This window comes from Spiroplasma endosymbiont of Colias croceus, from assembly GCF_964020095.1.
Taxonomy (GTDB): Bacteria; Bacillota_I; Bacilli_A; order Mycoplasmatales; family VBWQ01; genus Spiroplasma_E.
On record NZ_OZ026536.1, the window covers coordinates 957,222 to 971,249 of the forward strand.

21 protein-coding genes are annotated in these 14,028 nt (G+C 20.7%); 5 read left to right on the top strand and 16 right to left on the bottom strand.

What is annotated here, in order from left to right:
- Window positions 1-111 precede the first annotated feature (111 nt).
- Both AACL24_RS05935 and AACL24_RS05940 read left to right on the top strand, forming a co-directional pair.
- The gene (locus AACL24_RS05935) at window positions 112-2,334 is read left to right on the top strand and encodes a hypothetical protein (RefSeq protein WP_339049180.1); all 2,223 of its coding nucleotides are present in this window, start codon (window positions 112-114) and stop codon (window positions 2,332-2,334) included.
- A 41-nt stretch (window positions 2,335-2,375) separates the two neighbouring features.
- On the top strand, window positions 2,376-2,537 hold the full coding sequence (locus AACL24_RS05940) for a hypothetical protein (protein WP_339049181.1): 162 nt from the start codon (window positions 2,376-2,378) through the stop codon (window positions 2,535-2,537).
- Window positions 2,538-2,824: 287 nt separating this feature from the next.
- On the opposite strand, the gene AACL24_RS05945 is transcribed toward AACL24_RS05940, so the two are convergent.
- The 12 genes from AACL24_RS05945 to AACL24_RS06000 all read right to left on the bottom strand — a co-directional run bounded on the left by AACL24_RS05945 (window position 2,825) and on the right by AACL24_RS06000 (window position 7,338).
- Window positions 2,825-3,478: a type II toxin-antitoxin system death-on-curing family toxin gene (locus AACL24_RS05945; protein ID WP_339049182.1), complete on the bottom strand. Its 654-nt coding sequence runs from the start codon at window positions 3,476-3,478 to the stop codon at window positions 2,825-2,827.
- Window positions 3,479-3,732: 254 nt separating this feature from the next.
- The gene (locus AACL24_RS05950; protein WP_339046974.1) at window positions 3,733-3,927 is read right to left on the bottom strand and encodes a hypothetical protein; all 195 of its coding nucleotides are present in this window, start codon (window positions 3,925-3,927) and stop codon (window positions 3,733-3,735) included.
- Entirely contained in the window at window positions 3,927-4,082 is a 156-nt protein-coding gene (locus AACL24_RS05955; RefSeq protein ID WP_339046976.1) for a hypothetical protein, read from the bottom strand. The genes AACL24_RS05950 and AACL24_RS05955 overlap by 1 nt, the downstream gene beginning before the upstream one ends.
- Window positions 4,083-4,097: 15 nt before the next feature.
- On the bottom strand, window positions 4,098-4,445 hold the full coding sequence (locus AACL24_RS05960; RefSeq protein WP_339046978.1) for a hypothetical protein: 348 nt from the start codon (window positions 4,443-4,445) through the stop codon (window positions 4,098-4,100).
- Window positions 4,445-5,026 (bottom strand): hypothetical protein, encoded by a 582-nt coding sequence (locus tag AACL24_RS05965; protein ID WP_339046980.1) that lies wholly within the window; start codon window positions 5,024-5,026, stop codon window positions 4,445-4,447. Before AACL24_RS05965 ends, AACL24_RS05960 begins: the two co-directional genes overlap by 1 nt.
- Entirely contained in the window at window positions 5,019-5,156 is a 138-nt protein-coding gene (locus AACL24_RS05970) for a hypothetical protein (protein ID WP_339046981.1), read from the bottom strand. Before AACL24_RS05970 ends, AACL24_RS05965 begins: the two co-directional genes overlap by 8 nt.
- Window positions 5,157-5,339: 183 nt before the next feature.
- Window positions 5,340-6,065, bottom strand: coding sequence for an ERF family protein (locus tag AACL24_RS05975; RefSeq protein WP_339049183.1), 726 nt, complete (start codon window positions 6,063-6,065; stop codon window positions 5,340-5,342).
- 14 nt (window positions 6,066-6,079) lie between these two features.
- On the bottom strand, window positions 6,080-6,250 hold the full coding sequence (locus tag AACL24_RS05980) for a hypothetical protein (RefSeq protein ID WP_339046455.1): 171 nt from the start codon (window positions 6,248-6,250) through the stop codon (window positions 6,080-6,082).
- Between the two features lie 2 nt (window positions 6,251-6,252).
- Window positions 6,253-6,375, bottom strand: a complete 123-nt coding sequence (locus AACL24_RS05985) for a hypothetical protein (protein ID WP_339049184.1) — start codon at window positions 6,373-6,375, stop codon at window positions 6,253-6,255.
- Between the two features lie 6 nt (window positions 6,376-6,381).
- Window positions 6,382-6,573 (bottom strand): hypothetical protein, encoded by a 192-nt coding sequence (locus tag AACL24_RS05990; RefSeq protein ID WP_339046451.1) that lies wholly within the window; start codon window positions 6,571-6,573, stop codon window positions 6,382-6,384.
- Window positions 6,563-6,718 (bottom strand): hypothetical protein, encoded by a 156-nt coding sequence (locus AACL24_RS05995; RefSeq protein WP_339046449.1) that lies wholly within the window; start codon window positions 6,716-6,718, stop codon window positions 6,563-6,565. The genes AACL24_RS05990 and AACL24_RS05995 overlap by 11 nt, the downstream gene beginning before the upstream one ends.
- A gap of 131 nt (window positions 6,719-6,849) precedes the next feature.
- Complete coding sequence (locus tag AACL24_RS06000) at window positions 6,850-7,338, bottom strand: hypothetical protein (protein ID WP_339048665.1); 489 nt, start codon at window positions 7,336-7,338, stop codon at window positions 6,850-6,852.
- Between the two features lie 389 nt (window positions 7,339-7,727).
- On the opposite strand from AACL24_RS06000, the gene AACL24_RS06005 reads away from it, so the two are divergent.
- Both AACL24_RS06005 and AACL24_RS06010 read left to right on the top strand, forming a co-directional pair.
- Window positions 7,728-7,925: a hypothetical protein gene (locus tag AACL24_RS06005; protein WP_339049185.1), complete on the top strand. Its 198-nt coding sequence runs from the start codon at window positions 7,728-7,730 to the stop codon at window positions 7,923-7,925.
- A 151-nt stretch (window positions 7,926-8,076) separates the two neighbouring features.
- Entirely contained in the window at window positions 8,077-9,315 is a 1,239-nt protein-coding gene (locus tag AACL24_RS06010; protein WP_339046650.1) for an IS256 family transposase, read from the top strand.
- Window positions 9,316-9,364: 49 nt separating this feature from the next.
- Here AACL24_RS06010 and AACL24_RS06015 read toward each other — a convergent pair whose 3' ends face one another.
- Window positions 9,365-10,252, bottom strand: a complete 888-nt coding sequence (locus AACL24_RS06015) for a hypothetical protein (protein WP_339049186.1) — start codon at window positions 10,250-10,252, stop codon at window positions 9,365-9,367.
- Between the two features lie 974 nt (window positions 10,253-11,226).
- On the opposite strand from AACL24_RS06015, the gene AACL24_RS06020 reads away from it, so the two are divergent.
- Window positions 11,227-12,056 (top strand): IS5 family transposase gene (locus tag AACL24_RS06020; RefSeq protein WP_339049187.1). Its coding sequence is split into 2 segments (ribosomal slippage): window positions 11,227-11,623 and window positions 11,623-12,056, totalling 831 coding nucleotides; the frame shifts between segments, so codons are not numbered across the junction.
- 230 nt (window positions 12,057-12,286) lie between these two features.
- Here AACL24_RS06020 and AACL24_RS06025 read toward each other — a convergent pair.
- The 3 genes from AACL24_RS06025 to AACL24_RS06035 form a co-directional block, all read right to left on the bottom strand.
- Entirely contained in the window at window positions 12,287-12,694 is a 408-nt protein-coding gene (locus AACL24_RS06025) for a transposase family protein (protein ID WP_339045908.1), read from the bottom strand.
- A gap of 23 nt (window positions 12,695-12,717) precedes the next feature.
- Complete coding sequence (locus AACL24_RS06030) at window positions 12,718-13,140, bottom strand: transposase family protein (RefSeq protein WP_339045912.1); 423 nt, start codon at window positions 13,138-13,140, stop codon at window positions 12,718-12,720.
- 83 nt (window positions 13,141-13,223) lie between these two features.
- The gene (locus tag AACL24_RS06035) at window positions 13,224-14,024 is read right to left on the bottom strand and encodes a hypothetical protein (protein WP_339049188.1); all 801 of its coding nucleotides are present in this window, start codon (window positions 14,022-14,024) and stop codon (window positions 13,224-13,226) included.
- Between the last annotated feature and the right edge of the window lie 4 nt (window positions 14,025-14,028).

Here is a 14,028-nt window from a genome sequence, read left to right on the forward strand (position 1 = left end):
GTAATTAGTAGTGGTCAAAATACACTTGATTTTGTACAATATGCAAGTCCTGGTAGTGGTTATGCTTTTCCTACTATTCAACAAGGAAAAGTAACATTAAATCGTACTTTAATGTGTGATATAGGAGTAAGATATAGTCATAGACAAAGTTATGGATTAGAATTATTATCAAGTTGTTATTATTATGGAAGACCTATTATTCAAGGACAAAAACCAATACAACAAAATAATGAAGAAATATTTGAAAGTAAAGTATTTGCTTCAAGAAGATTATTTATTGCTGGTAATAATGAAAAATCTACAACTGATATTAAAAATAATGGTGGTTTACTTGCTGGTATAAATGATAAAATAACAACAAGTAGTCATCCAGAAACTACATTTTATAATATTATGGATGCAAAACCTACGGGATTTACTAATTTTAAAAATTTTACAGAATGATTAAAAACTTCATTAAATTTTCAAGATAATTTATTTGTAACAAAAGATTTTAAAGGTATGCTTTCTTTTGATAAAGATAAAGCAATAAAAAGTAATGGTACAGCAATTGGTAATGCTAAATTCTTTTGAGATAGTGAATGAAATATAAATAATTTAACTGGAAATTATAATGTTGATATGAGTAGTAATTTTAAATATAAAGACCCAGATACTCATTTAATTATTGGTAGTCCAACTGTTGATTATAGTAAAATATCACAAAAATATATGTCAGCAATATTAAATTTTAATAGTGTTGTATTTTCACCATTAATACAAATGCCTTATGATTCAAATCAATGGTTACCATTTGCATTAAGTGATATACCTTTAATTGGTAAATTATTAAATGCTTTAACATTAGGTATTTGAAGTAGTTGAGTTATTACTCAAAATGTTCAACAATATAAAAAAATGTTATATTTTAATGGTTTTATGAGTGCATTTTTTACAAGTAATTTAGAAAATATTATTGGTAATGGTGGTTTAATTCCTTTAAATGCTTTTACAAATGATAATGATTTTACTATTGGTAAATTATTAGGTTCACATGTTTCAACAACTGCTATGACAATGAAATTAAGTGATAGAGTAAGTGTATATCCATGAGACCCTACTACTGGTAAAAAATTAGAAACTAAAGAACAAATATCAACTGTTGATTTATCACAAAAGAAAAATAATAAAGTTTATATTTTAGCAGAAGATACAGAGTTTTTAGATATAGCTTCACCATTTACAAATGAAGATAAAGATTGTCAATGAAATCCTACAAGTAATGGAGTTATTGATGGTTCAAATTATGCTTATATTATTGATACAATTGTTACACAAAGTTTACATCAAGGTGAAGAAAGACATACATTTTATAGTGATAATCCTTTTACTTATCAAGGTGATTATAATGAAATATCAGTTGCGCAATTTCGTTATAATAATATGGGTTATTTAACTGGTAATGCTTTTAATTGAACTACTTTGTATAAATTAAATCATGATGAATATGAAGAAAGTGATGAAACTACATTTTCATATCCAGCAAAAATATTGCCACCAAGTCCACAAAATATAGCAAAATCAATTATAATAATTCCAAATTTAAAAATAGAAATGATAGCAAATAATTTACCTTTAACAGATACAAGTTCAATTCCAGTAAAAGATAATACTGAAAATTGATGACTTGCTAATAAAAGTAAAGAAGTTAATTATGAAGTTGATTTAAAATCTTTATTAGACCCTACATTATTAATTAAAACTTTTAATGATTTAAAAAGATATTATAAATCAATAACTATTTATTATGGTTATGATATTGAAACAAAAAAAGAAATTCATAATAATTCAATTCCTACTATAACATCAACTTTATATACTGATTTTTCCATAGAAGAAAATTTTTTAAATCCAAAGAAACATAATGGATTTCAAGAGATTATGCTTAAAGATTTAATTTTCAGAGATACACAACCACGTAATGGAAATCATATTTATCATTGAAATCACAATAAACAAGGTACTACAATACAACTTGAAAAAGAAAGTGGAATAGCATATATGTATGGAAGAACTGATACTGATTATCAGTTAAATAGTTATAATTTTACTATAAATGATAATGGTAATATTGGTGGTTGAAATATAAAATATGAAAATAATAAATTTCTAGGTTTTTGTATAATTGATAATAAAAATTTTAGATGAAATTTTTATTTACAATCAACATTAGGTAAAATTGAAGATATGTGATATATTACAGGAAAAATTGGCGAAGATGATAAAGCATATTCTAGAATATATATTAATAGTATTAAAGCAAATATATATAAAATAATACTAAATTCAAGATAATTATGATAATATAATATTATTAAATAATCAAGGAGTAAATTATGGATACAAAAAAAAATGTTATAACTCATGAAATAGAAAAGGAAAAATTTGTTGATAAAATCTATAATAATAAGTTTTTTTTAATAACTATTATGATGACAGCAACAATAATTTTGATGATAATAGTTGCTTCTCTATTTTTTGCTTTCTTTTGAAAATAATATTCCCCCACAATCTTAAAATAATGTATAATGTGAAAATACTTACCATTTAGGTAAGTATATCGGTATATGATTAGGTTGGCACCTAATTAAAAAGTTACCATTTAGGTAACTTTTATTTTTTTTCTAATCTTTTTACTATTTTAATTAATTTTTCATCTTCATAAGCATTTTTAACTGCATTTTGTATTATTTTTTCATTATATTTAAATTGTTTTCTTTTTTTTGTCATTAAAACCACCTATTTACTTTTATATGTGTATATATTATATCATTTTTTAAATAATTTATTGTCAAATTCATTTATTACTTATCATTATAGAATTTAAAAATAAATTTTTAATATTAAGTTCTTTATTTTCTTTTATTTCCTTTATATCTTTTCCATATTTATTATCTGCAATATTGGTCATTAAATCTTCTCAATATTTTAAATAAGCATTTGTTTCATTACTTCATTTTAAATATAATCCCATTGAATTTAAAAATATACTACATGTAATTACAGATAATCTTTTATTTCCATTAAAAATTAAATGTCCTGTACATATTCTTATTAATAAATTAATTGCTAAGTCTAATATATCAATATTTTTTCTATTATGATACCATATTGTAGTTAAACTATATAATGTAGAACTTATTCCACCTTTATCTCTTTCTCTGTAATCACATTTTTCCATTCCATAAGAAGTATGAGTTTCTTTAACTAAATATATTGCTTCAGTTACTATTTTTAATAAATTTTCATGAAATTCTTTATCAAAATTAATTTTTATTTCGCCAATATTTACTTTTATATCTGAATAATTATTAGTATGAATAATAACTGTATTTTTACCTTTTTTTGACATTAAATTTCTTGAACGATTAAAAGCAATTTCATGTATGATTTTATCTTTTGTTTTATTAGCTATTCCAAAGATAAAATATCTTTTCATTTTTAACCGCCTTTAATTTTTTTATATTTAATATTATAAATTAAAATATAAAAAAGAGAAGTTATAAATAATTAGAAACGAGTTAACTTCTCTTTATTAATTATATAATATTTTCTATATTAAATATAGACAATTTAGTTATATTATCAATAATTAATAATTTTAGTTATAACATCTGTTAGTACTGAAATTGTCATTAAAAACAATATTACTGATACTGATACTATAGTTAATATTTCTCATCAAACCATTATTTACTCCTTATTTTTAAATTCATTTTTAATTTCTTTTACTTTATTTTTAAATTGTTTTTTATGAAAATAACACATATTAAAAAATTGAACTACACTATCTTCTACATTTAAAGTTTTTAAAGTAACTAATACTTTACTATTACAATCTTTAACAATACATTTAAGTAATACTTTTTCTTCTTTTTGTTTTTGCATTATTTTACTTCCTTATTATTTTTAATTATTTTATTAAAAATTTCATATTTATTTACTTCAAAAATAATATTTTTTTTCATACCTTCAAATATTTCAATATTTCATTTAACTTTTTTTAATTTATCTATTATTTCTAAAATATCTTGTTTAGTCATTTTTATTATCCTTTTCTATTTTAATAAATCCATTAAAATTAACCCTAAAATATAATGTAAATATAATGTATCTGTTGATATTTGAAAATCAATTAAGGTTGGTGTTGATTTAAAATTTCCTATTTTATATGCAGTAACACAATTATCTCTTTCAAATGAATAAAATTTATATCTTTCTCATATATTTTCAATATTTTCTTTATTTAAAATTAAATTTCAATATTCTTCTTTTGTTTCAATATTATAACAACTTAATTTATTTTCTTTTTTATTATATAAAATATAAATACCTCACATTTTTGAACCTTTATAAGGTTGTTTATTGGATAAATAATTTTTTAAAGCATTAGATATTTCAAGCATTATTTATTCTCCTTATTTAAATAATATCAACCCATTAATAATGAATCAGCTTCATCATGATTTGATATTGTTATATTTCAATTTTGTTGTCTAATTAAACCTCTAACTATATATAATGATTTTTCTTTATTTCATTTTTTATCTTTAAATAAATCATCTTCATCATATCTTAATTCTTTTAAATATCATTTCTTTCATTCACTTGGACTAATTAACATATTTTTTGTTATTAATTTATTAAATTGTCCTGCAATAAAACCACGTAAATGTTCTTGAGTTTCATAACCAATACCATTTTTTGAATGAAAAGTACCACGTTCAATAATTAAATCTAAAATACCATTTATTTTTTCTTCAAAATGAATTTTTTTAGAAATAAAATATTTTATTTGTTTATAAAAATCATCATCTTTTTTAATATTTTTAAAATCAAAACTTTTTACTCATATTGGTTTTCATTTGTATATATATTCTATTTCTCTATAATCAACTTCACATTCACTAATTCTTTTTGTTTTTTCTCATAAAGTAAATCCAGTATTTTTAATACTTGGGTCAATTGAAAGTAAATAATTAGTCATTATCAAATTCACCATTCATAATTTTGAAACTTAATTTTGTTAATTTTAAATTAGATAGCAACATTTCACTATTTATATCGTTTTTCATTATTTCATCATTAATGTATCTAACTAATTTTTCTTTATTCATTATTTATTCTCCTTTAAAATGTTTTAATGTTTCATAATTCATTAAATTACAATCAAGGTTTCCACAATCTTGACAATACATTATTTTTTTTCCTTATTTTTATTTAAATTTATAACTAATATTTTTAAACAATTCATACATCAATATTGAGAAAATCAAATTCTTTTATTACAATATTTACATTTATTCATAATTTCTATACTCATTTTTATTATTAGTTTTTAAATTTTTAAATCTTTCACGAATTTCTTTAAATTTATCAAATAAAGTTTTTAAATAATTTTCACCCATTAATATTAAAAAATCTTTATTATTACTTGGATTTAATCTTTCCATATCTTCTCTTATACATTCATCAAATAAAACTGTATTTGTAATCATATATTTTTCAAAATAATCTAATTGTTTTTCACTTGGTTCTCATTTTTCATTTTGTATTTTTACATTATTATTAATATAATTATTTTGTTGCTTATTATTTTGTATTAAATTAACATTATCATTATCTGGGTCAAGTTCATCTTCACTTAATAATAATAAATTCATTAAAAAATATCTATAAGCATAAGTTTCTGCACTACCTTTTGCTTTTGCTATATCTGTATTTTTAGCACAAGCAAGTATATCAAAATATTTTATTTCTTTATCATTATCTAAATCTATAATTGTATATCTTTTAAAATAAGTTATTTCTATTTCTTTAGTATCTAAATAATTTATTTTTCTATCAGTTGTTAATATATCTTCATGTGTAATAACAATATTTAATTCTTTACATAATAATTTAAATTTATTAAAAATATCACTTAATAATCAATATTTATAATTTCCAAATTTATTAAAACCATTTTTAGGTGTACTACCAATTTCTAATTGTAATTTAAGTATTTTTTTATATAAATTATTCATTATAATCACTCTTTCTATTTATTTATTGCTTTTTTAATTAAACTTCTTATAAAACCATTAATTTTCATATTTTTTTCTTCACAAATTTCTTTTAATTTTTCATAATCTTTTTCAGTAAATCTTAAATGAACAATAATTTGTTTAATCATTAAATCTTCTGCTTTCTTTTTTGGGGCTGCTGCCATATTTATTCACTACTTTCTTTTTGTATAAATAATTGTTTAATTCTTTCGCCATATTTACCATTTTTAATATCTTGAAAAAATAATTGCATATCATTTTTTATTTCTTTAAAACTTTTATCTTTCATGATTTATTACACTCCTTTAAAATTTTCTAATTGTAATTCATTAATATAATATTCATATAAGTAATCTCAATTATTACTTGTTAAATACATATCTTCTTCAATCATTTCATCTATACATTTATTACAATAATATGTATTTTCAATTTCATGTAATTCAGAAAATCATATATATTTTTCATTATGAATATTACATTTCATTTTTTTCACCTATTAATTTATAAAAACATTTATTACAAGTTCTATTTGCAAATGATGAATTTTTATGACAAATATCACATGAACCAAATATTTTTTCTTCTTCATATTTTATATATATTCTTTTATCTTCTTTTAAATTCAACATAATTAATTCCTTTCTATAATTTTTAATATTTCTTGTATTTCAATATATTTTTGATTTTTAAGTAATTTTTCATTACATAAATTTTTAATTAATTTTATTTTTTCAACATTTAATACCATATTTAATTTCCTTTAATACTTCAAATAAAATATTTTATTATTATGAGTTGATATATCTTTCATTGGTGTAACAATATAATTTATTGCTAAATCATTATGTTTATATGGATTATTGATTTTAAAACTTTTCATATCTTGTTCTCATGTAATGTTATATTTAAAACATTCTTGATTTTTATCATTTTTAAAAATATAATAACTATTATATTGTTCATAAAATTCACAAGATATTAATTCATTTTCATTTGTATTAATATTTGGAATATTTTTAATATATTTTAAAATATCACTACCTTTAACACTTTCAATATCTTTTGTTATTGATTTTTTACCTAATTTATAATAAAAATCTTCAATTATTTTTAATGCTATTTTTTTATTTTTTTCATCAATAATAGTATCTTTAATAGGAAATCATGTTTCATATTCACCAATTTCTAATAACATACCTTTAGTTGTTTCTTTAATTTTATTTTTAATATCTAAATTAACATTAATCATTACGTATCCTTTCTATGTATAAGCCTTATCACCTACAGTGATAAAAGGCTTATATACTACTAACTACTTATCTACTATACGTAAGGCTTATGCTACTGTAGGTAGCAAAGCCTTGGAGGGTAGGGGTTCTAGGGGAAGGGAACCAAAATTTCTGAAATTTTCAAAGAGCAACAGAAAAATTACTATTGGTTAATTCCAGCACAATAGCCTACATAATTTTTTATTTAGTTATGTAATAATTAATTACTTTAATAAAGTGCTGGTTTAATAAAATAATTAATTATAATTGTTTAACAATTAAAAAATGAGAGTATTATCTCTCATTTAACTTCTTTTTAAATCTAACCATTAACTTTATACGCCCACGTGTAAAAGAAGCAAATGAATATATGGAAAAACAAAGAATAGAAAGAGAAGCAAAACGAGAAAAAATTTTTCAAGAAAAATTAAAAGAAGATCGAGCTAAAGAATTAAGAGAACGCGCCAGAGCAGCTGAAGAAGATGAAAGACAAAAAAGAGAACGTGCAGAAGCAGAAAATGCAGCAAAAATAAAAGGTAAAGGACATTATAATCGATGAAATTTTTAAATTTTAAATTTTTCTATTAATTTATATAATGTAGTTTACAAAGTTATTAGATTTTTAGGTAATGTTTAGTAATCTGTGTAACTTACAAAAATAACTATGTTTAATTAATTCTAGTAAATATAATTAATTTTCTAGAAATAGTGAGTTACAGATGGCTAAAAAGCAAAATATTAATAATAATGATCCAATATCAAAAGCAGTAGATTTATTATTAGAAAATACTGAAGATTTAACAACAGTTTTTAAAGAGGGAGGATTGTATAAAGAATTAACAAAAAGATTAGTAGAAAAAATGTTGAATTCTGAGATGCAAAATTATTTGGGATATGAAAAGAATCAACATAGTAATAGTGACAATGCTCGTAATGGTATAAGTTCAAAAAAAATAATAACTCAACAAGGTAAAATTGAGATTGATGTACCACGAGATCGCAATAGTAATTTTAATCCTATAATAGTTGCAAAAAGACAAAGAAGATTTGATGGTTTTGATCAACAAGTTCTTTCTTTATATGCAAAAGGTATGACATTATCAGATATTAGAATGCAATTACAAGAGTTATATCATGGTGCTGATATTAGTGAAAGTGTTATTAGTCAAATTACTGATGATGTTATTGATGATGTAAAAGCATGGCAAAATCGACCATTAGAAAGTGTCTATCCGATTGTTTATTTTGATTGCATAGTAGTGAAAGTACGACAAGATAAAAGGATTATTAATAAATCAGTTTATATAGCTTTAGGAGTTGATTTAGAAGGTAAAAAAGATGTTTTAGGTTTATGAATTAGTGAAAATGAAGGTGCTAAATTTTGATTAGCAAATTTAACAGAAATGAAAAATCGTGGCTTAAATGATATTCTTATTGCCTGCAGTGATAATTTAACAGGCATGTCAGAAGCAATACAATCAGTTTATCTTAAAACAGAACATCAATTATGCATAGTTCATCAAATTAGAAATAGTTTGAAATATGTCTCATATAAGCATAGAAAATCTCTAGTTGCAGATTTAAAACCAATTTATACTGCATGTAGTGAAGAACAAGCAATGCAGGCTTTAGAATCCTTTGAAAATAAGTGAAATAAACAATATCCTCAAATTGCTAAATCTTGATATAAAAATTGAGATAATTTAATGGTTTTTATTAGTTATCCTACAGAAATCAAAAGAGTTATTTATACAACAAATGCTATTGAATCTGTAAATAGTCAATTACGAAAAGTTATCAGAAATAAAAAAGTTTTTCCTAATGATATGGCAGTTTTTAAAATATTTTATTTAGCAATTGAAAATATAACAAAAAAATGAACAATGCCCATTCAAAATTGAAATACAGCAATTGCTCATTTTATGATAAAATTTGAAGATAGAATTAATCTAAACTAGTACTTTGTAAAACAAAGATACACAGATTACATAAAAGCCTCGCCTCTTTTTATCTTGAATTTAAAATTATTTTATAAAAATTAGTTTTAATATTACTGATATATCTTTTTCCATGTGTATATATTAAATTGTTTTTTCAATCATTTATACATTCAATTTTACCTAAATTTGCTTGTAAATAAAAATTTCATTTTAGATTTTTATTATCAACAATACTCATCGCAATACATGAATTTGTTTCATAATTTTTATTTACTGTTCTTCCTAAACTTCCAAAATGTACTGATAGATTAAATTCATAACCAGTTAAATTATATGGCATTGAATTATTATTACTATAAGTATAAATATATGCTAATCCATTTTCATCATTATTATCATTTGGATGTAAAAATTCTTGTTTATATTCATTAATTGTTGGATTATTATTACTTAATATTAAATCTTTTAAATCAATAGTTTTACTTATATTTTGACTTTTTGCCGGTCTAAAAGTTTCGTTTGTAGAATATACTACTAATTTATTATCATGAGAATTTTTTATTTCTTCTTTTGTTTCAATAACATAATCGTAATAAATAGTTATTGATTTATAATATCTTTTTAAATCATTAAAAGACTTAATTAATAATGTAGGGTCTAATAAAGATTTTAAATCAACTTCATAATTACCTAATTTATTTGAATTATTAGTAAGTCAAACATTAAAATTAGGTTTATATGATACCGAACTTGTATCAATTAATGATACATCATTTGTTGTCATTTCTACTTTTAAATTTGGAATAATAATTATTGATTTTGCTATATTTTGTGGACTTGGTGGTAATATTTTTGCAGGATAACTAAATGTAGTTTCTTCAGTTTCTTCATATTCATCATGATTTAATTTATATAAAGTAGTTCAATTAAAAGCATTTCCAGTTAATGCACCCATATTATTATATCTAAACTGAGCAACTGATATTTCATTATAATCACCTTGATAAGTAAAAGGATTATTACTATAAAATGTATGTCTTTCTTCACCTTGATGTAATGATTGAGTTACAATTGTATCAATAATATAAGCATAATTTGGACATATTCCGTAATTAAATTTAATTAATTGTCAATAAAATTGTTTTAAAACTATTTAGTGTTATTGAATATAGAAATAAATATTTTTTGAAAAAATAGTTTAAAAAATGAGTTTACATTTTAAACAAAAAATTGTTAATAATATTTTTATATTAGACTTCTTGCAAAACCTATCTATTAAAAATTTAATTTTTAAAATAAAATTAAAAATAAAAAAGATAGGTAATTTATGATGTTTGATAAATTAAAAACTATTAACAATCCAGAATTATTAAGATTAACTGGTATAAATGATATTATTTTTAATAAAATTCTAAAAATTTTGTGAGCGTACCGATGTTGTCAATAATATTCAAATTTGTCTTAAAATTATAAAGTTAGACGAGAATAATTTTGACTTCAATATGCAATTGTATGTTAATCTTAACACTTGAAAAATATTAGTCAACAATAATACTTATTTTTATAACTCAAAAATTCTTATTAAAGTAAACTTTAATAAGTTTTATTTTATTTTTGGTTTTTTAAAATCTTTAATTTTAATTTATAATAACTGGATGGCAGTATTTATTTGATAGCATTTAAAATTAACCATTTTTGTATACATATCAATGTTATATGTTCTATCACCAATCATATGCTTTAAAATTTGTTTAATATTAGTTTCAGTAAAGCAACCAATATTTTCAACTAATGCTTGGTTTAATACACCATCTTTTCCATTAATAAAATAACCAACTTTTAATTTTTTATATTAGACTTCTTGCAAAACCTATCTATTAAAAATTTAATTTTTAAAATAAAATTAAAAATAAAAAAGATAGGTAATCTATGATGTTTGATAAATTAAAAACTATTAACAATCCAGAATTATTAAGATTAACTGGTATAAATGATATTATTTTTAATAAAATTCTAGAAATTTTAAAGAAAGAAGAAGTAAAAAAGTTTAAAAATGGTGGTACACCTAATAAATTATCATTAGAAAATCGTTTATTAATGACTTTAGAATATTGAAGAGAGTATCGAACTTATTTTCATATTTCTAAAAGTTATGGAATTAGTGAAAGTAGTTGCTATAGGAATATCAAGTGAATAGAAAATACTTTAATAAAACATCCTGATTTTCAACAACTTGATGGGCAAAAATCACTGTTAAATAATAATTTTAAAGATAAAACAGTTATCATTGATGTGACTGAAAGTACTATTCAACGCCCAAAAAAAGTCAAAAACAATATTATTCAGGAAAAAAGAAAAAACATACAATAAAAACTCAAGTCATAATTGAAAAAGATAGTAAAAAAATTATAAGTTCTTATTTTTCTTATGGTAAAAATCATGATTTTAAAATTTTAAAAAATTCAAAAACGAAATTTTTATCAGAAACAACTATTTTAGTAGATTTAGGATATCAAGGTATACAAAACATACATAAAAATGTCTTATTACCTAAACGAAAATCAAAGAAAAACCCTTTAACTAAAGAAGAAAAGAAAAATAATAAGGCTATTTCAAAAATGAGAGTTGTTATTGAACATGTTTTTGCGATTCTTAAAAAATTTAAAATTATTAGTGAAAAATATCGAAATAGAAGAAAAAAATTTGCATTAAGATTTAATTTAATAGCTTCAATTTATAATTTACAATTATTAATTTAAATATATTTGATAATTTAATATTTTATTTTTTTATTTGAAATAATAATTTTTGTTATATTTTAATGACAAAAAATAAAACATATTTTGAACAATAATTTTTAAAAAATATTAAAAGTGTTATTAAAATAAATTTTTAAACTTAAAAAATGTGATTAATATCATAGTTTTGCAAGAAGTCTATTAACTCGATAAAAATTTAAATTTTAAAAAAATATTTTTAATATTTTTTTTTATTTTAATGGTTTTATTTTATTAAAAATTTCACAAAGTAAGTTAAATCTTAAGTACATAAGTCTAAATTTAGATTTTCTACATTTATTTACTAAAATTTTGAATCTTTTCAATCAAGCAAAGACATGTTCAACTTTAATTCTAATTTTAGATACAATCTTATTGTATTTTCTTTCTTGTTTAGTTAATTTTTTATTTTTAGTTCTTTTAATTGGTATTATTGTATTTTTATAAATATTTTGTATACCTTGATATCCTAAATCACCAATAATTATTGTTTTTTCTGAAAATTCAAGATTTGAATTTTTTAATATTTGAAAATCATGCACTTTACCATTATCAGCAAAAATATCAACAATTTTTTTATTAAAAAAATCATATACAATTTGAAATTTTATAGAATACATTCAACTTTTACCAGAAAAATATTCTAACTGTAGTTTTTTTTAGTTGGTCTTTCAATTTCAATCTCAGTTGAATCAATTAAATAAAATTGAAATTCATTTGAATTTTCTTGTTTTTTATCAATTTTTAATTTATATCTTTCTTTTAAAAATTGGTAATCTTTGTGGTTACTAAGTTTATTTTCTACTCAAGTAATATTTCGAAAACAACTTGATGGGCTCATTTTAGATTTAATACTCATTTGAAAAAAAGTATAATATTCTTTTCAGTATAATAAAGTCATCATTAATCTTTCTTCTACTGAAAGTTTATTTTTTCGACCTTTATTTTTTTCTAATTTTTCTATTTCAATTAATTTTTCTAACATTTCATTAAAATGAAAACGTTTTATACCAAAATATCTATAAAATTCTTCATTTTTTAATTTTTTTAAATTTTCAAAAATCATTTTTATCAACACTTTTCTAAATTTATTGTTAATAACAAAATTATAAAATAAATTTTAAAATTATTAATTGACTTTTAAAAAATTTAATTACGGAATATGTCTTTTGAACCATCAATAACTCCATTACTTGTAGGATTTCATTCACAATTAGTATCTTCATTTGTAAAAGGACTTGCTATATCTAAAAACTCACTATCTTCAGCTAAAATATAAACTTTATTATTTTTCTTTTGTGATAAATCAACTGTACTTATTTGTTCTTTTTCTTTTAATTTTTGTCCATTTTCAGGATTTCATGGATAAACACTTACTCTATCACTTAATTTCATTGTCATAGCAGTTGTAGAAACATTTGCTCCTAATAATTTACCAATAGCAAAATCATTATCATTTGTAAAAGCATTTAAAGGAATTAAACCACCATTACCAATAATATTTTCTAAATTACTTGTAAAAAATGCACTCATAAAACCATTAAAATATAACATTTTTTTATATTGTTGAACATTTTGAGTAATAACTCAACTACTTCAAATACCTAATGTTAAAGCATTTAATAATTTACCAATTAAAGGAATATTACTTAAAGCAAAAGGTAATCATTGAGTACTATCATAAGGCATTTGTATTAATGGCGAAAATACAACACTATTAAAATTTAATATTGCTGACATATATTTTTGACTTATTTTTGAATAATCAACAGTTGGACTTCCTATAATTAAATGAGTATCTGGGTCTTTATATTTAAAATTATTTGACATATCTACATTATAATTACCTGTTAAATTATTTATATTTCATTCACTATCTCAAAAGAATTTTGCTTCTCCTACTGATGTACCATTACTTAATCTTGCTTTATCTTTATCAAATGCTAACATACCT